19 protein-coding genes are annotated in these 21,379 nt (G+C 71.7%); 14 read left to right on the top strand and 5 right to left on the bottom strand.

Going from position 1 to position 21,379, the window contains the following annotated elements; genetic code table 11:
- Nucleotide 1 precedes the first annotated feature (1 nt).
- Nucleotides 2-1,030 carry an alpha/beta hydrolase gene (locus ACIBIW_RS01790; protein WP_399330793.1) on the top strand — a complete coding sequence of 343 codons (1,029 nt, stop codon included), beginning with the start codon at nucleotides 2-4 and terminating at the stop codon, nucleotides 1,028-1,030.
- Nucleotides 1,031-1,141: 111 nt separating this feature from the next.
- Here ACIBIW_RS01790 and ACIBIW_RS01785 read toward each other — a convergent pair whose 3' ends face one another.
- Nucleotides 1,142-1,870, bottom strand: coding sequence for a response regulator (locus tag ACIBIW_RS01785; RefSeq protein ID WP_399330791.1), 729 nt, complete (start codon nucleotides 1,868-1,870; stop codon nucleotides 1,142-1,144).
- Complete coding sequence (locus tag ACIBIW_RS01780; protein WP_399330789.1) at nucleotides 1,867-3,516, bottom strand: ATP-binding protein; 1,650 nt, start codon at nucleotides 3,514-3,516, stop codon at nucleotides 1,867-1,869. The genes ACIBIW_RS01785 and ACIBIW_RS01780 overlap by 4 nt, the downstream gene beginning before the upstream one ends.
- Before the next feature lie 168 nt (nucleotides 3,517-3,684).
- Between ACIBIW_RS01780 and ACIBIW_RS01775 the strand changes: the two genes are divergently transcribed.
- Nucleotides 3,685-5,088 carry a cation:dicarboxylate symporter family transporter gene (locus ACIBIW_RS01775; protein WP_399330787.1) on the top strand — a complete coding sequence of 468 codons (1,404 nt, stop codon included), beginning with the start codon at nucleotides 3,685-3,687 and terminating at the stop codon, nucleotides 5,086-5,088.
- A gap of 187 nt (nucleotides 5,089-5,275) precedes the next feature.
- Here the strand turns inward: ACIBIW_RS01775 and ACIBIW_RS01770 are convergent, their stop codons facing one another.
- Entirely contained in the window at nucleotides 5,276-5,434 is a 159-nt protein-coding gene (locus ACIBIW_RS01770; protein WP_399330785.1) for a hypothetical protein, read from the bottom strand.
- Nucleotides 5,435-5,958: 524 nt separating this feature from the next.
- On the opposite strand from ACIBIW_RS01770, the gene ACIBIW_RS01765 reads away from it, so the two are divergent.
- From ACIBIW_RS01765 to ACIBIW_RS01745, 5 genes are all read left to right on the top strand, one after another.
- A complete protein-coding gene (locus ACIBIW_RS01765) occupies nucleotides 5,959-6,108 on the top strand; it encodes a hypothetical protein (RefSeq protein WP_399330783.1) in 150 nt (49 codons plus the stop codon).
- 191 nt (nucleotides 6,109-6,299) lie between these two features.
- Entirely contained in the window at nucleotides 6,300-6,569 is a 270-nt protein-coding gene (locus ACIBIW_RS01760) for a hypothetical protein (RefSeq protein WP_399330781.1), read from the top strand.
- A complete protein-coding gene (locus ACIBIW_RS01755) occupies nucleotides 6,562-7,179 on the top strand; it encodes a DUF6879 family protein (RefSeq protein WP_399330779.1) in 618 nt (205 codons plus the stop codon). The genes ACIBIW_RS01760 and ACIBIW_RS01755 overlap by 8 nt, the downstream gene beginning before the upstream one ends.
- Before the next feature lie 54 nt (nucleotides 7,180-7,233).
- Nucleotides 7,234-9,573: an ATP-binding protein gene (locus ACIBIW_RS01750; RefSeq protein ID WP_399330777.1), complete on the top strand. Its 2,340-nt coding sequence runs from the start codon at nucleotides 7,234-7,236 to the stop codon at nucleotides 9,571-9,573.
- A gap of 361 nt (nucleotides 9,574-9,934) precedes the next feature.
- Complete coding sequence (locus ACIBIW_RS01745; RefSeq protein WP_399330775.1) at nucleotides 9,935-11,728, top strand: coagulation factor 5/8 type domain-containing protein; 1,794 nt, start codon at nucleotides 9,935-9,937, stop codon at nucleotides 11,726-11,728.
- 61 nt (nucleotides 11,729-11,789) lie between these two features.
- Here ACIBIW_RS01745 and ACIBIW_RS01740 read toward each other — a convergent pair whose 3' ends face one another.
- Nucleotides 11,790-12,467, bottom strand: coding sequence for a VOC family protein (locus ACIBIW_RS01740; protein ID WP_399330773.1), 678 nt, complete (start codon nucleotides 12,465-12,467; stop codon nucleotides 11,790-11,792).
- A gap of 196 nt (nucleotides 12,468-12,663) precedes the next feature.
- On the opposite strand from ACIBIW_RS01740, the gene ACIBIW_RS01735 reads away from it, so the two are divergent.
- Complete coding sequence (locus ACIBIW_RS01735) at nucleotides 12,664-14,157, top strand: MFS transporter (RefSeq protein WP_399330771.1); 1,494 nt, start codon at nucleotides 12,664-12,666, stop codon at nucleotides 14,155-14,157.
- Nucleotides 14,158-14,316: 159 nt separating this feature from the next.
- Here the strand turns inward: ACIBIW_RS01735 and ACIBIW_RS01730 are convergent, their stop codons facing one another.
- The gene (locus ACIBIW_RS01730; protein WP_399330769.1) at nucleotides 14,317-15,021 is read right to left on the bottom strand and encodes a GntR family transcriptional regulator; all 705 of its coding nucleotides are present in this window, start codon (nucleotides 15,019-15,021) and stop codon (nucleotides 14,317-14,319) included.
- A 241-nt stretch (nucleotides 15,022-15,262) separates the two neighbouring features.
- Here ACIBIW_RS01730 and ACIBIW_RS01725 point away from each other — a divergent pair, with 241 nt between their 5' ends.
- The 6 genes from ACIBIW_RS01725 to ACIBIW_RS01700 are packed head-to-tail and all read left to right on the top strand — an operon-like array spanning nucleotide 15,263 to nucleotide 21,376.
- Nucleotides 15,263-16,180 carry an NAD(P)-dependent oxidoreductase gene (locus ACIBIW_RS01725; protein ID WP_399330767.1) on the top strand — a complete coding sequence of 306 codons (918 nt, stop codon included), beginning with the start codon at nucleotides 15,263-15,265 and terminating at the stop codon, nucleotides 16,178-16,180.
- Nucleotides 16,177-17,133, top strand: coding sequence for a carbohydrate ABC transporter permease (locus ACIBIW_RS01720; protein WP_399330765.1), 957 nt, complete (start codon nucleotides 16,177-16,179; stop codon nucleotides 17,131-17,133). Before ACIBIW_RS01725 ends, ACIBIW_RS01720 begins: the two co-directional genes overlap by 4 nt.
- Entirely contained in the window at nucleotides 17,133-18,023 is an 891-nt protein-coding gene (locus ACIBIW_RS01715) for a carbohydrate ABC transporter permease (protein ID WP_399330763.1), read from the top strand. The genes ACIBIW_RS01720 and ACIBIW_RS01715 overlap by 1 nt, the downstream gene beginning before the upstream one ends.
- 16 nt (nucleotides 18,024-18,039) lie before the next feature.
- Entirely contained in the window at nucleotides 18,040-19,344 is a 1,305-nt protein-coding gene (locus ACIBIW_RS01710; RefSeq protein ID WP_399330761.1) for an ABC transporter substrate-binding protein, read from the top strand.
- 38 nt (nucleotides 19,345-19,382) lie between these two features.
- The gene (locus ACIBIW_RS01705; protein WP_399330759.1) at nucleotides 19,383-20,591 is read left to right on the top strand and encodes a CaiB/BaiF CoA transferase family protein; all 1,209 of its coding nucleotides are present in this window, start codon (nucleotides 19,383-19,385) and stop codon (nucleotides 20,589-20,591) included.
- Nucleotides 20,588-21,376, top strand: coding sequence for an enoyl-CoA hydratase (locus ACIBIW_RS01700; protein ID WP_399330758.1), 789 nt, complete (start codon nucleotides 20,588-20,590; stop codon nucleotides 21,374-21,376). The genes ACIBIW_RS01705 and ACIBIW_RS01700 overlap by 4 nt, the downstream gene beginning before the upstream one ends.
- The last annotated feature ends 3 nt before the right edge of the window (nucleotides 21,377-21,379 follow it).

Genomic DNA, 21,379 nt, shown 5'->3' with positions numbered 1-21,379 from the left:
CATGTTTCGCCACTTGGCAGCGGCTCTGACGGCACTGACCATCGTCACCGCCGCCCCGGCCGGGGCGGCGTCGGGTCCCGTGCCCGCCACCGACCGCGAGGTCGTCTTCACGGCCGACGGTACGACCGTGTACGGCACCCTGCACATTCCCGTGCACCGCACCGGGCAACGGCTGCGGGCGGCACTGCTGCTGCCCGGCAGCGGACCCACCGACCGCGACGGCAACCAACCGCCCGGGTCCGTCCCCGACACCCTGGCCCAGGTGGCCGACGCGCTCGGCGGCGACGGGGTCGCCACGCTGCGGTTCGACAAGTACGGCACAGGACGCACCGGTCTCGGCGCCTACCAGGACCACCCGGAAGAACTCGACTACCCGGCGTTCGTCCGCCAGGCACGGGCCGCCTACGAGACGTTGCGCGATCAGCCGGAGACCGACCCGCACACGCTGCTGGTCGTCGGACACAGCGAGGGCGCGATGACGGCGCTGCTCCTGGGCGGCACCGTCCGCCCGCGCCCGGCCGGCCTCGCGCTCCTGCAACCGCAGGCGATCCGCCTGCTGGACCTGATCGCGCTCCAACTCAAGGCCCAGACCGCCGAGGCGGCCAGGGACGGCCACCTCACACCGGAGCAGCAACGCGCCATCGACGCCGCCGTCGACGCCGCAGTCACCTCCCTGCGCGCACACCGACCGGTCGACACCACCGGCCTGCCCACCGCGCTCGCCCAGCTCTTCGACGGGCTCCAGGGCTCCAACGCCCGGTTCGTGGAAAGCGACGACGCCGTCTACCCACCGGACGCCGCCGCCGCGCTCCGTCCTGGCACCAAGGTGCTGCTGACATGCGGCACGAACGACACCCAGGTCTCCTGTGCCACGACGAACGCCCTGACGAACGCGCTGCGTCACGCGCACACCGGGCGACCGGGCCGAGTGACGCTGCCGGGAGTGGACCACCTCCTGCACGACACCGGCCACCAGGACACCCTCGCGCCACCCGTGCTCGACACCCTGCGCGGGCTCACACGGCACTGACGCCGACCGCGGACACCCCCGCCCTCCGGCGCCCCGACCGCACGGGCCCGCCCGGCGCTCACACCCACCGGGAGGACGCCGGGCTCCCACCCACCGTCTGCCGCCGGTCCTTCACACCCACCGGTACACCAACTCGGGCCGCCCCACCTGCCCGTACTGCGGGCTTCTGGCCGCGCGGCCGACGGCGGCCAGATGCTCCAGATAGCGGCGGGCGGTGATCCTGGAGATACCGACCGACCGCGCGGCGGACGCCGCCGTCACCCCCTCGGGAGCCTCCCGCAGCACCCGCGTGACCTGTTCGAGGGTGGGCGCGCTCAGCCCCTTCGGCAGGGCGGCGGGCGCGGGGGAGCGCAGGGCGGCGAGCGCCCGGTCCACCTCGTCCTGGCCGCTGGCCTCGCCGCTGGCGGCGCGGTACCCGGCGTACCGTTCGAGGCGGTCGCGCAGGGTGCCGAAGCTGAAGGGCTTCAGCACGTACTGGACCACCCCGAGCGACACCCCCTCGCGCACCATCGCCAGATCGCGCGCCGAGGTGACCGCGATGACGTCGGTGTCGTGGCCCGCCGCGCGCAGCGCCCTGGTGAGCTGGAGGCCGTGCCCGTCCGGCAGGTTCAGATCGAGCAGCACCAGGTCGACGGGGGTGCGCTCCAGCTCCCGCAGGGCCGCGGCGGCGGTGTGCACCGTCGCCACCGCGGTGAAGCCGGGCACCCGGCCCACGTAGAGGGTGTGCGCGTCGGCCGCGATGGGGTCGTCCTCGACGACCAGCACCCGCAGCGCCCCTTCGCGCCGACCGCCGCCCGCACGCTCCCGGCGCCCCCCGCCACGCTCACGCCCCTCGGTCATCGGGCCCTCTCCTCCAGAGCGGAGCCGCCTTCCACACTGTCCCCCGTGGAGCGGCCCGGTGTCGTGATCGGCAGGGTGACGGTGAACCTGGCCCCGCCCTCCTGCGGCCTGTCGAGGCCGAGGGTGCCGCCGCCCCTGGTCACGGCCTGCCGTACCAGCGCGAGCCCGAGGCCGCGGCCCCGGGGCCCGGCCGGCTTGGTCGACCAGCCGCGCCTGAACACCGCGTCCGCGTGTGCGGGATCGACGCCGGGGCCCGTGTCCCGCACGGACAGGGTCACCGCGCCCGCACCGGTGCGCGCGGTGACGGTGACACGCGCGCCCGGGGTGCCACGGGCGGCGTCGATGGCGTTGTCGATCAGATTGCCGAGCACCGTCACCAGGTCCCTGGCCGACAGCGCCTGCGGCAGCACACCGTCGTCGAGCCGGGTGTCGTCGGAGACGACCAGCTCCACCCCGTGCTCCTTCGCCTGCGCCGCCTTGCCCAGCAGCAGCGCGGCGAGCACCGGTTCGCGCACCGCGCCCACCACCCGGTCGGTCAGCGTCTGCGCCAGTTCCAGCTCCGCGGTCGCGAACTCCACGGCCTCGTCCGCGCGGTCAAGCTCGATCAGCGAGACCACGGTGTGCAGCCGGTTGGCCGCCTCGTGAGCCTGGGAGCGCAGCGCCTGGGTGAAGTCGCGCTCGGAGTTCAGCTCGCCGGTGATCGCCTCTATCTCGGTGTGGTCGCGCAGGGTGACGACGGTGCCGCGGCGTGCGCCGCTGGCGACCGGGGAGGTGTTCACCACCAGCACCCGCTCCGCGGTCAGGTGCAGCTCGTCCACGCGCGGCTCGTCCGCGAGCAGCGCCCCGGTGAGCGAGGTCGGCAGCCCGAGGTCGGCGACCGGGCGGCCCACCGCGTCGGCGCCGAGGCCCAGCAGATCGCGGGCGCCGTCGTTGATCAGCGCGATCCTGCGCAGCTCGTCCAGCATCAGCAGGCCCTCCCGTACCGCGTGCAGCGCCGCCTGGTGGTAGGCGTGCATCCGGCCGAGGTCGGCGGCGTTCATCCCGTGGGTGTGGCGGCGCAGCCGGGCGTTGACGACGTATGTGCCGACGCCGCCGAGGGCCAGCGCGCCGAGCGCCACGCCCGCCACCGCCACGAGCTGCCCGCGGGCCCGCGCGCTGATCCGCTCGATGGTGATGCCCGCGCTCACCAGACCGACCACCCGCCGCCCGGGGCCGTACACCGGGGTGACGACGCGCACCGAGGGGCCGAGGGTGCCGGTGTAGGTCTCCGCGAAGGTGCGGCCCGCCACCGCGGGCGCGATGTGCCCGAGGAAGCGCCGGCCGATCTGCCGCTCGTCGGGGTGGGTCCAGCGGATGCCCGTCGGGCTCATGATCGTCACGAAGTCGACGCCGGTACGGCGCTGGACGTCGGTCGCGTACGGCTGGAGCGCGCGGGGCGGGTCGGCGCCGCCGATGGCGGTGCGGACCTCGGGGGCGGCGGCGACGGCGGTCGCGGCGGCCGTCGCCTGGCGGCGGGCCGCGCCCTCCGCCTGGTCGTGGTCGCTCAGGTACGTGAACAGGGCGCAGCCCGCCACCACGACGGTCACCACCGCGGCCTGCATCGCGAAGAGCTGTCCCGCAAGACTGCGGGGACGGAGCGGGCGCATGTCGGCCAGTGTGCCCGACCGGGCCGCCGCGAACTCAATGAACGTAAACGTGACACGTCTCACTGGCTGGGAGATGGTCACCGGGATCGATCCGCCGCCGGGACGTGAGCCGCACGTACCGCGCGTCACCGGAGTTCCGGTACGCCGCCGTCGTCACCAGGAGGAGCCGTGGCCGACCCCGAGACCGCCGCGAGGACCGCGCGGCGCGACCGCACCCACTATCTGTACATCGCCGTCGTCGTCGCGGTGCTGCTCGCCATCGCCGTCGGCTTCGCCGCCCCGGACTTCGCCACCGAGCTGAAGCCACTCGGGACCGGCTTCGTCAGCCTCATCACCATGATGATCTCGCCGATCATCTTCTGCACGATCGTGCTGGGCGTCGGCTCGGTGCGCAAGGCGGCCAGTATCGGCAAGGTCGGCGGGCTCGCGCTCGGCTACTTCATCGTGATGTCCGCGGTGGCGCTCGCGATCGGCCTCGTCGTCGGCAACCTGCTGCACCCCGGCGACGGCATGCACCTGACGGACGCGGTGCGCGACGTCGGCCACACCGCCGCCAAGGACGCCGACGAGGGCCCGGTCGACTTCGCGCTCGGCATCATCCCGAAGACCCTGGTGTCCGCGTTCACCGAGGGCGAGGTGCTCCAGACGCTGCTGGTGGCGCTGCTCGTCGGCTTCGCGCTCCAGGCCATGGGCAAGACGGGGCAGCCGGTGCTGCGCGGCGTGGAGCACATCCAGCGGCTGGTGTTCCGGGTGCTCGGCATGGTCATGTGGGCCGCCCCGATCGGTGCGTTCGGCGCCATGGCCGCGGTCGTCGGCGAGACCGGCGTGGACGCGCTCAAGGCGCTCGGCACGATCATGCTCGGCTTCTACGTGACCTGTCTGCTGTTCGTGATCGTGGTGCTCGGCACCGTGCTGCGGCTGGTCACCGGATACAACCTCTTCCAGCTTCTGCGCTACCTGGGCCGCGAGTTCCTGCTGATCCTCTCCACCTCCTCGTCCGAGTCGGCGCTGCCGCGGCTCATCGCGAAGATGGAGCACCTGGGCGTCAGCCGCCCGGTCGCCGGCATCACCGTGCCCACCGGCTACTCCTTCAACCTCGACGGCACCATGATCTACCTGACGATGGCCTCGCTGTTCATCGCGGACGCGCTCGACCGCCCGATGGGCATCGGCGAGCAGATCGGGCTGCTGCTGTTCATGATGGTGGCGTCCAAGGGCGCGGCGGGCGTGTCGGGTTCGGGCATCGCGGTGCTCGCGAGCGGCCTCCAGTCGCACAAGGCGGCGCTGGTGGACGGGGTCGGCCTCATCGTCGGCGTGGACCGCTTCATGAGCGAGGCCCGCGCCCTCACCAACTTCGCGGGCAACGCGGTGGCCACCCTGCTCATCGGCACCTGGACCGGCGAAGTCGACAGGGAGCGGGCCCGCCGGGTCCTCGCCGGAGAACTCCCCTTCGACGAACGCACGTTGCTGGACTCCGGAGAACAAGAGCCCCCGTCGACGACCACACCCCAGACCCCACCCCCCGAGCCCCCGACCTCCGAAGCGACCACCCCCACCCCCGCAAAAGCCTGACCCACCCCCAAACATCCCCTTCCACCCCCAAACGGCCCCACCCACCCCCGAACCCCCCGTGGGGGTGGGTGGGGCTTTGGGGGTTGTGTGTTGGGGGGGAGCGGTTCCGCTTTCTCCGTACGGTCGCGTCCCTCGCCGCGCGCACGAGCGAGAGTCGGCGTTTGACGGCGGGGTGGGCGCCGCCGAGTCAGCGCAGGACGAGGGCGAGCAGCACGAGCACTCCCACCCCCACAGCAAGCAGCCGCACGGCCTGCCGCCAGTAGTCGCTGCCCCGCAGTTCCCGCGCGGACTCGGACCGCCAGCTCCGAAGCGCGGACCGCAGCAGCGCCGTCACGGTTTCACCCATGGCCGCCTTCGCCTCGTCGAGCGGGCCGGGTACCGGGTCGATCCGGTCGTCCGGTCGGGCCTCCTCGTGCGTCCGAGCACGGTGCCGGGCACGGTCGGCACGGGCCCCGATCGTGTCACCGCGGTCGGGGAAAGTAAGGCGGCAGGCGTCGCATCTGTAGGCGTAGCGCACGAACGGGACGGTAGCGGGTACCGTCGGCGGGCGGGGTCCTTTCCATGGGATTGAGTGCATACGCGATGAGTGTGCGCCCTGCCGCGCCTGCACGGCATGCGCCGTTAGGTGCCGGACAACGGATATCTCCAAGATCGCCCGTATCGAGCCTTGGCCACCACAATTACGGCCTCTGGTGGCACGGCACGTCACCGCACCTCGTGCGGGCATGAACGACCGGGCACCGCGAGCGACGGGTTCGGGCACATCGCGGACGGCGTGGGTATCGTCTGCCTTTCACGGATCAGGGGGAGTGGACCATGGCAAAGGGCTGTCGGGACTGTAAGACGTGTACGAAGGCTGCGATTCCGCGGATGTTTCAGTCGCTTGCGGTGGGGCTGATGTACCTGTGCACGGTGGGGATCGCGTACGTGATCAAGAAGGGGCTGATGCGGCACTGCCCCCAGTGCGCCCACCTCCTGCGCCGCCACGCCCGCCGCCGCGACGGCTCGTTCGTCGACTGAAACCGGCAGCGGTCGGCCTGGCCTGTTGGATACGGGGCCATGTCGCGCGTGGGGGCCTCGATAACCCCTATAGGCCGGAGGGCTTCTGACGTACCGTTGTATCGAGGGCAAATGCCCCTACCGGCGGCGCGTCGCGGGTCTGTGGCGTGGGGAAAACGCCGTCAGGACATGCATGAGGGGATGTGGGCGGCGTGACTCAGCCCTGGGAAGCCGACCCATCTGCCGTGTTCGTCCGTCGCCTGGGCGAGTCGCCACAGGCACTCGGCACCACCTCGGGGAAGGACGGCTGTCCCGACCTCTGGGAGCTGAGCAATGGAGACGTCGCGGTGATCGGACGCGACCTCACCGACGTCCTCCGTGGCCGTCTGCCCGAGGAAGCGTCGGTGCGCGCCGACGAGCGGATAGTAGTGATTCCCGGAGAGACGCTTCGCTCGGCGAAGCCGGACATCGCCGATGCCTGAGTCGCACCCGCCGCGCCTTCCGGCGTCCGTCCTGGGGCAAAAGGCGTATCGAGAGGACTTCGCCGCACGCGACGCCCGGATCACCGATCGTTCCTCGTGGAAGTTGGAGCGCCGCCAGCATTTCCAGGAGCCCGGTGACGCCAGTTGGGAGGCTTTTCGCCGGGGCGACTGGGAGGAGTCCCTACGGCTCATGGGATCTCACCGTTCGGCGCTGCTCAAGGCCGTACAGGAGGAAGAGGGCCGGGGTAATCCGTTCCGCCGGGTACGCGTCGTCGAGGAACCGCTCACGCCCTATATGCAGTGGGAACTCAATGCCCTGCGCGTGCAGGCCGAATGCGGCCGTTCTGTACGGGTGGTGCACGCCGGCCGGCTCGCGGCCCTGGAGAGGGACCAGGTGCTGCCCGAGGTCGTCGTACTGGGCGGGCAGGTCCTCTACGAGGTCCGGTACGCGCACGCCGGGACGCTGGAAGGCGGAATCCGGTACCTGGACCCGGCATTGGCGCAGGAGTGGGAGAACTTCATTCGCGAGTTGCACGCGGAAGGCGAGGACGTGGAGGTGTACGTGGAACGAGCCGTCTCCGGGCTTCCGCCGCCCATGGCGGAAGGGTAGAAGATCAGCTCACCCCAGGAACCGGAGAACACCCCGGGAAGCACCCGCTCCACCATGTCGGGAACGTCCCGGGACGTCGTACAGGCCGGTGCCGTCAGCGGCGGCATCCACTTCCACGATCAGCACGACACCGTCACCCGCCCCAGGCAACTTCCCCGCGTGGCGAGAATATTCATCAACCGCTCCCACGAGCTGCGGCAACTCGACGCCCTCACGGAAGCGCAGGACGCGCAGAACGGCGCGGGGCTGTGTGTCGTCACCGGTACCGCGGGGGCGGGCAAGACCGCGCTTGCCCTGCGCTGGGCACACGGCGTCCAGGAGCGATTCGCCGACGGCACGCTGTACGTGAATCTGCGTGGATACGACCCCGGCCCCCCGATCGCCGCCTACGAAGCTCTGCGGCGCTTCCTGCTCGCGCTGGGTGCCCCCGCCGCCGCCATGCCCGACGACACGGAATCAGCGTCCGCGCTGTACCGCTCACTGCTGGCCGAGCGCCGCGTGCTCATCGTCCTGGACAACGCGGCAGGCGCCGCCCAGGTGCGCCCGTTGCTGCCCGGCGCCTTCGGATGCCTGGTGCTGATCACCAGCCGGGGGCACCTGTCCGGTCTCGTGGTGCGCGACGGCGCACGGCGGCTGTCTCTCGACACCTTCCCGGAGGACGAGGCGGTGGCCCTGCTGCGCGGCCTCATCGACGACTACCGCAGCGGCGATACCCTTGAACAACTGACTGAGCTGGCCCGACTGTGCGCGCGGCTGCCGCTGGCGCTGCGGGTCGCCGCCGAGCGGGCCGTGAGCAGTCCCCATCTGAGTCTTGAGGAGATGATCGAAGACCTGCGTGACGAATCGGCGTTGTGGGACGCGCTCAGCACCGGTGGCGGAGCGGACGACGAGGCGGTGCGCTCGGTTTTCGCCTGGTCATACCGTGCCCTGCCGCCGGACGCCGCGCGTCTGTTCCGGCTGCTCGGCCTCCACCCCGGCCCCGAGATCTCCCTGGAGGCGGCGGCCGCCCTGGCGGCGTCCTCCGCGCGTCGTACGCGGCAGCAGCTCGACCTCCTCGTCGGAGCCCATATGGTGCAGCAGAGCGGCCCCGGACGATACGAGTTCCACGATCTGCTGCGCGCCTATGCCGCCGACGAGGCGCAGACCGACGAGCCCGAGGCGGAGCGCCGGGCCGCGCTGGTCCGGGTGCTTGACTGGTACTTGCACAGCGCGGACGCGGCACAGACCCTGCTCGAACCGGCGGAGGAGCACCTGGCGCTCGACCCGGCGGCGCAGGGTGTCGCTCCGGTGAGCTTCACGGAGTACGACCAGGCCGTCGACTGGGCCGAGCGGGAGCAGCCCAACTTCCCTTCCGCGGTCCGGGCGGCCGCGAACGCGGGCATGGACCGCCATGCCTGGTTGCTCGCCGCCGTTCTCTGGAACGCGAAGTCCCCCTCCTCGACCGTGGGCGAATGGACGCCGCTCGGACGTGTCGGCCTGGAGGCGGCGCGGCGCATCGGCGAACCGGCAGGCGAGGCCCTGCTGCTCGACGATCTGGGCTTCGCGCACACCATGACCAACCAGTTGGACGAGGCAGCCGAATACCACACCGCGTCCTTCTCCGTGCGCAGGGCAACGGACGACAGAAGCGGGATGGCGACATCGCTCAACGCCCTGGGACTCGTCCACCGGCGCAGACGGCGACTCCGCGAGGCCGCGGCCGCCTTCCTCGAAGCCGAGGAGCAGTTCCGGGCGTGCGGGGAGACCCACTGGCAGGTCGTCTCCTCCACCAACCTCGCACTCGTCCGCTTCGACGAAGGGGACCTGGCGGATGCCGCGGCACGCGCCGAGCACGCACTCACCCTCCATCGAACACGCAACGACAAACGCAGCATGGGTAATGCCCTGTGGATTCTGAGCGGAGTCCGTCTCGACCAGGGCGAGACCGATGCCGCGCTGCAAGCCGCCCAGGAGGCCGTGGAGCTGGCCCTCGATCTGCGCAACCAGACCGCTGAAGCCGCCTGGCTGCTCGCTCTGGGAAACGCCCAACTGGCCGCCGGGACACTCCAGGAGGCGCTGGCGTCCTACCATCGGTCCGCTGTTCTGCACCGCAGGCTGGGGGAGCGCAGCCGAGAGGCGCAGGCATGGCGAGGAGCCGGGGAGACGTACCATCGGCTCGGCCGTGACCGGGAAGCCGCGGACTTCCTGAAGCAGGCGGCCGCCACGCATCGCGAACTTGGCGAGGACTGGCAACTGGCATGCACCCTGAGAGCGCACGCGGAAGCCGTGGTCGGGCACGCTCCCCAGGAGGCCCGTCGCTACTGCGGCGAAGCCCAGGAACTGACAAGCCAGTACACAGACGCACGCGCCCTGTCGCTGCGTCGGTACCTGGCTTCCCTGATGCGCGGGGCATAGGCGTACACGGGCGGTCAGTTGTGGGCGTGTGGCTGTGGGTGAGGCAAGCGGGGCTTCGGGCTTCGTGGTGGGATCGGGTGCCTTCACCATCTCAACACGTTGCTCCGGGGGTATCGATGACGCCCCGTCAGCTCGACTGATTGACCAGCTACTTCCGGTATCCCGCCACCCTCGCCCCCGTACAACCTGAACGCATCCCGTGGGAAAAGTGGTGGACGGGTGGGTTGAGGCGACAGGAGGTGGCGTTATGGTTCAGACCAGCCGTGCGTCGATGGGCACCCGGTCGGCGGGCGGTCACCCCCCACACCCGTGCACCGCGCGCCTCCCCGAGGGCCGGTGCGCACCGGCCTGAGGAGCGCTCATGAGCCATGGAAGAAAGCACCCACGCCGCACCGTCAGCCGCCGCACCCTCCTGACCGCGGCGCTCGGGGCGACCGCGGTCGCCGCCGGTGGCGGGGTGGCGGTGGGGGCCGGGCGGGGCGGCGCCGCGCGGGCCGCCGCCGCGCCCGATCTGGGACCGAACGTCTCGGTCTTCGACCCGTCGATGTCCGCGCAGGACATCCAGGCCAGGCTCGACGAGGTCTTCGCCTCCCAGGAGAAGAACCAGTTCGGCACCGAGCGCTTCGCCCTGCTGTTCCAGCCCGGCACCTACCAGGTCGACGCCAACATAGGCTTCTTCACCCAGATCGCGGGCCTCGGACTCAGCCCCGACGACGTCACCATCGAGGGCGCCGTGCACGCCGAGGCCGACTGGTTCGACGGCAACGCCACCCAGAACTTCTGGCGTTGCGCCGAGAACCTGTCGGTCACCCCGGCGGGCGGCTCCGACCGCTGGGCGGTCTCCCAGGCCGCGCCGTACCGCCGTATGCACCTGCGCGGCTCGCTCGCGCTCGACGACGGCGGCTGGTCGAGCGGCGGCTTCATCGCGGACAGCAGGATCGACGACACCGTGCTGCCCGGCGGCCAGCAGCAGTGGATGACCCGTAACTCCGCGCTGGGCGGCTGGGACGGCAACGGCAACTGGAACATGGTGTTCGTCGGCACCGGCAACCCGCCGGGCGGCGACTGGCCCGACGCCGCGTACACCCGCGTCGACCGCACCCCCGTCGTGCGCGAGAAGCCCTTCCTGTACGTGGACGGCGACGGCGCCTGGGCGGTGTTCGTGCCCGCGCTGCGCACCGACACCAGCGGCACCTCATGGGAGGGCGGCGACCCCGAGGGCGACTCGATCCCGCTCGACGACTTCCTCGTCGCACAGCCGGGCGCCACCGCCGCCGACCTCAACGCGGCGCTCGCCGACGGCAGGCACCTGCTGTTCACACCGGGCGTCCACCACCTCGACGACACCCTGAGGATCACCCGCCCCGACACCGTCGTCCTCGGCCTCGGGCTCGCCACCCTCACCCCCGACGACGGTGTCACCGCCCTCACGGCCGACGACGTCGACGGGGTGAAGATCGCGGGCATCCTCGTCGACGCGGGCACCACCGAGTCCGCGGCGCTCGCGGTCATCGGGACCGAGGGCGCCTCGGCCGACCACTCCGCCAACCCCACCTCGCTGCACGACGTGTTCTTCCGCGTCGGCGGCGGCAGCGCCGCGAAGGCGCGGCAGAGCCTGGTCGTCAACAGCCGCCACGTCATCGGCGACCACCTGTGGATCTGGCGCGCCGACCACGACAAGGACGGCGGCGGCCTCACCGGCTGGACCACCAACCCGGCCGCCGAGGGCCTGATCGTCAACGGCGACGACGTGACCATGTACGGCCTGTTCGTGGAGCACTACCAGCAGTACCAGGTGCGCTGGAACGGCGAGCGCGGACGCACCTACTTCTTCCAGAACGAGATGCCCTACGACCCGCCGGACCAGGCCGCCTGGATGAACGGCGACACCCTCGGCTACGCCGCGTACAAGGTGGCGGACGGGGTCGGCAGCCACGAGGCGTGGGGGCTCGGCAGCTACTGCTTCTTCAGCGCCAACCCCGACGTGGTGGCCGAGCGCTCCTTCGAGGTGCCCGACACCGCGGACGTCAGGCTGCACCACCTGGTGATCCTCACCCTCGGCGGCGCGGGCACCATCAACCACGTCGTCAACGACACCGGTGGCCCCGTGAACCCCGACTCGATGAGCGCCCGGGTCACGGACTACCCGGGCTGACCCGGCGGCCCCGCCCGCGCCGCGGCCCGTCCCGCCGGGCGGGGCTACTCCCGCAGGAACGCTACTCCCGCAGGAGCGCCGTGCACACACACGCCCTGTTGCCCTCCGGGTCGGCGAGCACGGTGAACGACGGGGCCCCGGCGTCGTCGACCACCGTGCCGCCTGCCGCGACGGCGGCGGCGATGCGCGCGTCGGCCACCTCGGGGGCGAGCCACACGTCGAGGTGCCAGCGCTGACGCGGGGCGGTGTGCGGGTCCGTGTCCTGGAACCACACCGGGGGCACGCGGTTCGCCGGGTCGAAGACGGTGTCGGTGACCAGGGGGCGCGCCTCGCCCGACAGCAGCGCGGACCAGAAGGGGGCGAGCGCGGGGGCCGCTGCCGCGTCGAGGGCCAGTTCCACCTGGGTCACCTCGCCCGGCACCGCCGCGAGGCCCCGCTCGCGGGCCAACGCGCTGACGGCACGGGCCAGTTCGAGATCGGCGGTGGTGACCCACCGGGCGCCCGTACCCTCGTCGACGGTGCACAGCGCCACGTCGACATGACCGCCGCCGAGCCGGATCTCGTGGACGGTGTGGTGCGCGGCTTCGGCCGCCGCGGTGACCGCCGCCGCGAACGCCGCGGCGGCCGGGGCGTCGGCGGCGCGATAGCGCGCGGCGAGCGGCTGCGCCAGCTTCCGCCAGTCGGCGAGCGTGCCGTCCGCGACCGCCGTGAGGATGTCCTGCGTGCCGATTCTCTCCATCCCCGCATGATGGCACCGCCCACTGACACCACCCCCTGACACCGGCACCCGGCACGGACCTGCGGCACCGACCCCGCCCGCCCCCGCCACCGCCGGGGCGCCGACCTGCGCGGCCCGGCGAGTATCTTGATGTCAAGGATTCTGTGCGGGCGACGAGGAAAGGTGCTGCGGCGGCGATGGTGAGAGGGCGCCCGCGGTGAGGGCGGGCAGGGAACGCAGCGACACCGCAGGCGACCGGGACACCGCCGCTGAACACGCTCAGACCCGCTACGCCTGGCGGGTCCTCTCGGTCACCAGCCTCGGGGTGCTGCTCTCCGGCACCAACACCTCGACGCTCGATGTGGCACTGCCCGTGGTCGCCCGGCACTTCTCCGCGAACGCCACCCAGGCGTCCTGGATCGTGCTGTCGTACATGCTGGTCAACACGGTCCTCATCCTCGTCTTCGGGCGGGTCGCCGACATCGTGGGCAGACGGCGTCTTTACTTCGTGGGGCTCGGCATCCTGACCGGCGCGAGCGTGCTGTGCGGCTTCGCGCCGAACGCCGTCACCCTCGCCGCCTTCCGGGCGCTCCAGGCGGTCGGCGCGGCGGCCATCATCACCAACACCACCGCGCTGCTCACGGACGCCTTCCCCGCCCGGCTGCTGAGCACCGGGCTCAGCTTCAACGTCACCGCCGCTGCGGCGGCCCAGGTCGCGGGCCCGCTGGTGGGCGGGGCGCTGGCGAGCACCCTCGGCTGGCGCGCCGTCTTCTGGTTCAACGTGCCCGTGGGGATCGTCGGCCTGCTGTGGGCCGCGCGCACGCTGCGGCCCGACCGGGGCGGGCGCCGCCGCGAGCCGTTCGACCAGGTCGGCGCGGTGCTCACGTTCACCCTCATCGGGGGCCTCGTCCTGGCGCTCTCCGAGGGCGGCGCGCTCGGCTGGTCGAGCCCCCCTGTGCTGGTCGGCGCCGGGCTCTGCGTGGTGTCGCTGCCGCTGTTCCTGTGGACCCAGCGGCGGCGCCCGTACCCCATGCTCGACCTGACGATGTTCGCCGACCGGGCGCGCTCGATGGCGTACGCGAGCACCCTGCTGATGTCGGTCGCGCGCTTCGCGGTGGTGCTGCTGATCGCGCTCTACCTCCAGGCGGCCACCGGCGCCGACCCCTTCCAGGCCGGGCTGCGGGTGATCCCGGTGGCCGCGGGCATGTCGCTGGCCTCGCCGCTGGCGGGGCGGCTCGCCGCGCGCTATCCGACCCGCTGGGTGTCGAGCGCGGGCATGGCCATCGCGGCGGCCGGGCTCGCCGTCCTCGCCGCGACGCTCTCGCCCACCCTCGGCTACCCCGTCATCGGCGGCTGTCTGCTCGCCGTCGGTGTCGGCTCTGCCGTCTTCCTCACCCCCAACACCAGCTCCATCATGGGCGGTGTCGAGCCCGGGCGGCGCGGGATCGCGAACGGGGTGCGGTCGATGTTGCAGAACACCGGGTACGTGGTCAGCACCGCGCTGTCGCTCGCCATCGTCACCAGCCCGCTGGCACCCCACGAGAAGCGCGCCGCCTACGCCGGCACCCTCTCCCGCCTCTCGGGCGCCGCGCTCGACGCCTTCACCACGGGCTACCGCGTCGCCCTCACGGTGCTGGCCGGCACCTGCCTCCTCGGCATGCTGCTCTCGCTGACCCGTAACGCGGGACGGAGGGTGGGCGTGCGGGGGTGAGCCGGTGGCCGGGAGTGAGCCGGGGGGCTCCGGGCGTGGGTGACCGCGTCGTGGGGTGGGTGGTATCCGCGCCGCGGGATGGCGACCGTGGTGGGTGGCGGTGTGCGTGCGTGGGTGGGTGTCGGCGTCCGCGGTACGGGGCCGTACTCGTGGCGCCGGTCAGTGCTCGTGCGGCCGGGGGCGGGTCTCCTCGAAGGAGCGCTCCCCGTGTACCGCCAACTCCGCGAGTGCGGCGGTGACATCGCCCGCGCGCACCAGGTCGAGGAGCCTGCCGTGGCGTGCCGCGTGCTCCCGCAGGTCCTCGTAGAACCGCTCGCGCGCGATCAGGTTCCGCGACATGCACAGCAGCAACTGCTGCTGGACCGAGGCGTAGATGGCCTCAAGGCGGCTGTGCCTGGCGATCCTGATGAGCCGGGAGTGGAACTCGTAGCCCGCCTGTACCAGGGCGCCGCGGTCGTCCGCCGCCGCGCACGCCTCCATCTTCTCGAACGCGGCCTGCGCCGGGTCGAGCAGCGCGGGGTCGGCGACCGGTATCCCGATCTCGAACGCCATGCGCTCCAGCGCGGACCGCAGCGTCAGGATCTCGAAGACGTCCTGGTCGGTGAGGGTGGCGACGAAGGCGCCGCGGCGCGGCTGCGAGGTCACCAGGCCCTCGTTCTCCAGGAGCCGCAGCGCCTCGCGGAGCGGGGGCCTGCTGATGGCGAGTTCCTCGGTCAGGCGCTCCTCGAAGAGCCGTTCCCCGGGCTGGAGTTCACCGGCGAGGATGCGTCCGCGGATGGACTCCACGGCCAGTGACACCAGGCTCGGGGCGCGCAGCACGCGGCCGTCCCTCCCGGCCCCGTCACTCCCGCCGATCGACGTCATGCCGCCCCTCCCGCCGCTGCCCGGCTGCTCACTTTATCCGCTGTCGAAGCCCTTGCCGCGCCCTCTTGTCTGCTGTAGACAATAGACGCGGTTCACTTGTAGACAATAGACGCAGCGGAGAGACGGTGCCGCGGAGCCGGTCGGAACGCGGCCTCGCCTCTCCGGAGTTCATCCAGATCCATCCAGTTCCATCCAGTGCAAGCCGGAATTCATCCAGCTCAAGGGCGAGGGAGGATGGCGCGTGGCGCGGACAACTGCGGGGCCCGCCGTCGGTCTTGTGGGACTCGGGAACCTGGGCCAGGCCATCGGGCTGCATCTGCTGGCGGCGCGGCGGCGCGTGTGCGTGCTGGACAGGTCCCCGGAGCGCACGGCCGTGCTGACGGAGGCGGGGGCGCGCGAAGCGTCGCCCGGTGAGCTTGCCGAGTGCGGTGTCGTGGCGTTCGCCGTCCCCGACGAGCGTGCGATCCAAGAGGTGTTGGGCGGCGGGCTCCTCGAAGGTCTCGGGCCCGGCCGCACCGTGGTGGTGCACAGCACCGTACTGCCGGAGCGCACAAGGGAGTTGGCGGCGCTCGTCACGGCGCGCGGCGCCTGCTACGTGGACGCGCCGGTCACCGGGGGCGCCGAGCGGGCGCGCCGCGGCAAACTCGCCGCCTTCGTCGGCGCCGAGGCGCCCGCGCTCGCCGCCGTGCGGCCCTACCTCGACACGGTGGCGGCCGAGGTGCACCACCTCGGCCCGGTCGGCGCGGGCGCCGCCGTCAAACTCGCCAACCAGCTCGTCATGTTCGCCGCGCTCGGCGGCGTCCTCGACGGCATCCGCCTCGGCGCCGCGTACGGCGTCGGCGAGGAGGCGCTGCTGGGGGCGCTGTCCACCGGCACCGCCGACACCTGGGTCGGGCGCAACTGGGGCTTCTTCGACCGTGTCGCGTGCGACTACGACGCGGCCGGGGTCCCGGCCGACGACCGGCCCTGGCGCAAGGACCTGCGCGAGATCGTGGCGGCGGCCGGTGCCGCGGGGACCCCGGCACAACTCGCCACGCTCCTCGCGGACACCGTCGCCACACCCCTCGAAGCCCATGCCGCGCAGGGCGCGGAGGCCGCGGAGCCTGTGGGTGCCGCAGAGTCCGAGGGGGCCGAGCAGGGAGAGGCGGGAGGCCGATGAGTGTCACCGGGGGGCTGGTCCCCGCCGTCAGCGGCACACCCGGCGCCACCACCGCCCACCGACGGCGCCGTACGACGCGCTCCCGGGATGGCCGCGCCGCCCTCGGCTTCCTCGCGCCCTGGCTGATCGGCATGGCCTGTCTGACGCTCGGCCCGATGGCGTACTCGCTCTACCTCTCCTTCACCCGCTACGACCTGCTGAGCAGCCCGCACTGGGTCGGAGCGCAGAACTTCACCCAGATGTTCTCCGACCCCCGCTTCCTCAGCGCCGCCCAGGTCACGGCCGTCTACGTCGTGGTGTCCGTGCCCGTGGTGCTCGTGGTGTCGATGCTGGTGGCGCTGCTGCTGAACAGCGGCATCCGTTTCATCACCGCGTACCGCGCGCTGATCTACCTGCCGTCGCTGCTCGGCGCGAGCGTCGCGATCGCCACCCTCTGGCGGCAGATCTTCGGCGCCGACGGACTGCTCAACAACGCCCTGCACTCGGCGGGCGTCGAGCACGGGAGCTGGATCGGCGACCCGCGCACCTCCCTGCTGGTGATCATCACGCTGAACGCCTGGGCGTTCGGCTCCACGATGATCATCTTCCTGGCGGGGCTGCGGCAGGTCCCGCGCGACCAGCACGAGGCGGCGATGGTCGACGGCGCGGGCCGGCTGCGGCGGTTTCGCAGCATCACCCTCCCGCACCTGAGCCCCCTCGTCTTCTTCAGCCTGCTGCTCGACACCGTCCACGCCTTCCAGGCGTTCACCAGCGCCTACGTGGTGAGCGGCGGCGACGGGGGACCGGCCGACTCGACGCTCTTCTACACCCTCTACGTCTACCAACAAGGCTTCACCCAGCTGAACATGGGCTACGCGTCCGCGATGGCGTGGCTGCTCGTCGTGGTGCTCGCCGTGTTCACCGGCCTGCTCTTCCTGACCGCGCGCTTCTGGGTGCACTACGGAGACCGATGATGGCGACGACGACCACCGGGCCCGCGCCCGCCCTCGCCCGCAGGCTGCGCCCCGTGCGCGGCGCGCTCGCCGTGGGGGTCATCCGCCACGCGCTGCTGATACTCGTGCTGTTCGCGCTGCTCTATCCCCTGCTGTGGATGGTCGCGGCGTCGTTCCGCCCCAACTCGGAGATCTTCTCCAGCCTCGGCCTCTTCTCCCGCCACTACACCCTGGGCAACTACGCGGCCGGCTGGTCGGGCGGATCGCTGCGGTTCTCCCGGTACTTCCTCAACTCCGCGGTGATCGCGGTGCTCACGGTGGCCGGGAACCTCCTGGCCTGCTCGCTGACGGCGTACGCCTTCGCCCGGCTCGAATTCCCCCTCAAACGCGTGCTGTTCGCGCTGCTGCTCGGGACCCTGCTGCTGCCGTACCACGTCACGCTCGTACCGCAGTACATCCTCTTCAACAAGCTGCACCTGGTGAACACCATCGCGCCGCTCGTCGCCCCGCACTTCCTCGCCACGGACGCCTTCTTCGTCTTCCTCATGGTGCAGTTCATCCGCGTACTGCCGCGTGAACTCGACGACGCGGCACGGATGGACGGCTGCGGGCACTGGGGCATCTTCCGACGGGTCGTCATACCGCTGTCGCTGCCCGCGATCGGGACCACCGCCCTCTTCAGCTTCATCAACTCCTGGAACGACTTCCTCGGCCCCCTGCTCTACCTCAACAACGCCGACCTGTGGACGGTCCCGCTCGGCCTCAACTCGTTCCTCGACTCCACCGGAGGACAGTCGTCGTACGGCGCGCTCTTCGCGATGGCGACGCTCTCCCTCGCCCCCCTCGTCGGGTTCTTCGTGGCCTTCCAGCGCCTGCTGATCGAGGGCATCGCCACCTCCGGAATGAAGTGAAGGGGGACACACCGCCATGCCGGTACCGAAACGGCTTCTCGTGGCCGCCGCGGTGGGCGCGCTGCTGGCCGGCTGCTCGGCCCCGCCGAGGAGCACCGCCGTGCCCCCGGCCGACGCCCCCGTCGCCGGGACCATCCAGCTCTCCTACTGGGGCTCGTCCTCCCGTGTCGCCAAGACCGACCGGATCGACCGGCTCTTCGAGAAGGCACACCCCAAGGTGTCCATCCAGACCCAGGTGGGCGACTTCAGCACCTACTTCGACAAACTCAACGTCCAGGCGGCGAGTTCCGCACTGCCCTGTGTCACCGGGCTCCAGACCCGCCAGCTCAACGACTACACGGGAAACGGCCTGCTCCAGCCGCTCGACCCGTTCGTCAGGTCCGGCCTCATCGACGTGGACTCCATCCCGCAGAACCTGCTCGACAGCGGGCGAGGACCCGACGGAAAGCTCTATATGGTCCCCTACGGCGCCGCCTGGAACGCCCTTATGATCAACCGCAGTATGGCGAAGAAAGCCGGTATCGCGCCGCTGCCGAAAACGTACACCTGGCGGCAGTTCGTCGGCTGGCTGAAGGAGGCGAAGGCGAAACTGCCCGCCGGAATCGCCCCGACCACATCCCAGGGCGGAAACGAACCGGTCTTCTCCGCCTATGTCATCGCCGGTGGCGAGCGGCTCTTCGACAGGAAAGGCAGGATCGCCTTCTCCAAGAAGACCCTCGCCGACTACTGGAAGCTCTGGGAGGAACTGCGCAAAGGCGGTCTGACGAACTCCGCAGAGGACACCGCCGACGAACCGGCCCAGCCCGAGCAGTTCTACGTCACCACCGGCAAGGTCCTCAGCGAACCCACCGCGGGAAACGCCCTCGTGGCCGCCGACGCCGCCGCCCCCGACGAGCGGCTGACCACCGTCCCCTTCCCCACCGGCCCCGCGGGACTCGGCAACGCCTTCTTCAACAGCGGCTGGGCCATCCCCGCGGGCTGCGACAACAAGGCGACGGCCGCCGCGTACATCGACTTCTTCACCAACGACGACGAGGCCGCCCGCGTCTACGACTCCGACAACGGCGCGGTGGCCAACGCGGACCAGCTCGCGCAGCAGATCGACAAGCCGTCCTCGCCCGTCCTCAAAGAGGAACTGGAAGTCTATGACTACATCCTCGCCAAGAAGGTGCCCCAGCCGTTTATCCCGTCCGGATACAACACGACCTTCGAGCAGGCTTTCACCCGTGGATACGAGAACATCGCATTCGGCAGGAAGAGCATTTCCCAGGCGGTCGACGACTTCTTCGCCGAGGCGAAAATCAATCTCGGCAACCGCTGAGGGCGCCGCGCACGACCAGCAGCGAGGAGGAGACGACCATGCCTGACCCCGCCGGCCGCACACCCCAAAACCACCGCACGACGGCGCTCGCGGGAATCCGGGTCCTCGATCTGACCCAGGTGATGTCGGGCCCGTTCTGCACGATGGTCCTGGCCGACCTGGGCGCCGACGTCATCAAGGTGGAGAACCCCGACCACGGCGACCAGACGAGAAAGTCCTGGGGCAGGTCCGTCGTCGGCGACGACAGCCGCGCCTTCCTCTCGCTCAACAGGAACAAGCGCAGCGTCGTCCTCGACCTGAAGAGCGACACCGGGCGCCGTACCTTCCTCGGCCTCGCCCGCACCGCCGACGTCGTCATCGAGAACTTCAGGCCCGGGGTCGCGAGCCGCCTCGGCGTGGACTACGACGCCGTACGTGCCGCGAACCCCGGCGTCGTCTACGCCAGCATCTCCGGCTTCGGCCAGACCGGCCCCTACGCCGCCTACCCGGGCTACGACCTCATCGCCCAGGCCATGACCGGCGTCATGAGCGTCATGGGCGAGCCGGGGCGCCCGCCCGTGAAGTCCGCGATACCGGTGGCCGACCTGGGCTCCGGGCTGTTCTGCGCGATCGGCGTGCTTGCCGCGCTGCGCGCCAGGGACGCGGACGGCGAGGGCCAGTACCTGGAAACGTCGCTCTTCGACGCCGCGCTGGCGCTGTCGGTGTGGGAGTCGACGGAGTTCTGGTCGACGGGGGAGCCGCCCGCGCCGCTCGGCTCCGCCAACCGCATGTCGGCCCCGTACCAGGCGCTCGCCACCCGCGACGGCCACCTCACCGTCGGCGCCAACAACGAACGGCTCTGGCAGCGGCTGTGCACGGTGCTCGACACCCCGCACCTGTTCACCGACCCCCGGTTCGCCGACAACGACCACCGGATGCTCAACCAGGCAGTGCTCGCCGAGGAGTTGGAGCGCACCCTCAGGACCCGCGACACCGACGACTGGGTCGCCGCGCTCCTCGGCGCCGGGGTGCCCGCGGGGCCCATCCGCGACTACCGGCAGGTACTCACCGAGGACGAGCACGTACGCGCCCGCGCCATGGTCACCGCCTTCCACCATCCCGTCGAGGGCGAGACCCCCGTACTCGGATCGCCCCTCAAGCTCTCCGGCACCCCCGTACGCCCACCGGCCCCGGCCCCGCTGCTCGGCCAGCACACCGCCGAGGTGCTGGAGGAGCTGGAGGACCGGCGGGAAGAGGAGCGGCGGTGAGCCCCGAAACCCGGGGCGACGGGGTCGACTTCGCTGTCGACGACGGCATCGCCCGGGTACGGCTGCGCAACCCGGGCCGCCGCAACGCCCTCACCTGGGCCATGTACGACCGGCTCAGGGACATCGCCGCCGAGGTCGGCGGGCGCGACGACGTGCGCGCGGTCACGCTGCGCGGCGACCCGGCCGACGGGTTCGCGGCGGGCACCGATATCGCCCAGTTCACGGACTTCGCGGACGGCCGCGACGGCGTCGCCTACGAGCGGCGCGTGGGCGCCGTCGTCGCCGACCTGCTCGCGGTCCCGGTGCCGGTCGTGGCGCTCGTCGAGGGCGCCGCCGTCGGCGCGGGGCTCGTGCTGGCCGCCTGCTGCGACCTGGTGATCGCCGAACGCGACGCGCGCTTCGGCGCCCCGGTCGCCCGCACCCTCGGCAACTGCCTCCCGGCCGCGGTGGTCGCCAGGCTGCGCGCCAGGGCCGGTGCCGCGCGGGCCGACGCGATGCTGCTGGGCGCGACGCTGCTGCCCGCGCCCTCGCTCGCCGAGGCCGGGTTCGTCACCGCGCTCGCGGAGTCCGGGCGGCTGGCCGAGACCGCGGAGCCGTATCTGCGCAGGCTGCGCGAGGGCGCGCCGCTGACCGTGCGCGCCCTCAAGGAGACCGGCAGGCGCCTCGACGCGGCGGCGCTCCCCGACGACGAGGACCTGCTCGCCCGCTGCTACGGCAGCGCCGACTTCCGCGAGGGCGTACGGGCGTTCCTCGACCACCGGCGTCCCGTGTGGACGGGGAGGTGAACG

Source organism: Streptomyces sp. NPDC050560 (assembly GCF_044457285.1).
GTDB lineage: Bacteria > Actinomycetota > Actinomycetes > Streptomycetales > Streptomycetaceae > Streptomyces.
The sequence above is the reverse complement of the archived record's forward strand: the minus strand, read 5'-3'. Positions and strand labels throughout refer to the sequence as shown.

Coding starts and splice junctions, on each gene's coding strand:
- ACIBIW_RS01790 (WP_399330793.1), top strand. CDS start 2: ATGTTTCGCCACTTGGCAGCGGCTCTGACGGCACTGACCATCGTCACC.
- ACIBIW_RS01785 (WP_399330791.1), bottom strand. CDS start 1,870: ATGACCGAGGGGCGTGAGCGTGGCGGGGGGCGCCGGGAGCGTGCGGGC.
- ACIBIW_RS01780 (WP_399330789.1), bottom strand. CDS start 3,516: ATGCGCCCGCTCCGTCCCCGCAGTCTTGCGGGACAGCTCTTCGCGATG.
- ACIBIW_RS01770 (WP_399330785.1), bottom strand. CDS start 5,434: ATGGGTGAAACCGTGACGGCGCTGCTGCGGTCCGCGCTTCGGAGCTGG.
- ACIBIW_RS01765 (WP_399330783.1), top strand. CDS start 5,959: ATGTTTCAGTCGCTTGCGGTGGGGCTGATGTACCTGTGCACGGTGGGG.
- ACIBIW_RS01755 (WP_399330779.1), top strand. CDS start 6,562: ATGCCTGAGTCGCACCCGCCGCGCCTTCCGGCGTCCGTCCTGGGGCAA.
- ACIBIW_RS01750 (WP_399330777.1), top strand. CDS start 7,234: ATGTCGGGAACGTCCCGGGACGTCGTACAGGCCGGTGCCGTCAGCGGC.
- ACIBIW_RS01745 (WP_399330775.1), top strand. CDS start 9,935: ATGAGCCATGGAAGAAAGCACCCACGCCGCACCGTCAGCCGCCGCACC.
- ACIBIW_RS01740 (WP_399330773.1), bottom strand. CDS start 12,467: ATGGAGAGAATCGGCACGCAGGACATCCTCACGGCGGTCGCGGACGGC.
- ACIBIW_RS01730 (WP_399330769.1), bottom strand. CDS start 15,021: ATGACGTCGATCGGCGGGAGTGACGGGGCCGGGAGGGACGGCCGCGTG.
- ACIBIW_RS01720 (WP_399330765.1), top strand. CDS start 16,177: ATGAGTGTCACCGGGGGGCTGGTCCCCGCCGTCAGCGGCACACCCGGC.
- ACIBIW_RS01715 (WP_399330763.1), top strand. CDS start 17,133: ATGGCGACGACGACCACCGGGCCCGCGCCCGCCCTCGCCCGCAGGCTG.
- ACIBIW_RS01710 (WP_399330761.1), top strand. CDS start 18,040: ATGCCGGTACCGAAACGGCTTCTCGTGGCCGCCGCGGTGGGCGCGCTG.
- ACIBIW_RS01705 (WP_399330759.1), top strand. CDS start 19,383: ATGCCTGACCCCGCCGGCCGCACACCCCAAAACCACCGCACGACGGCG.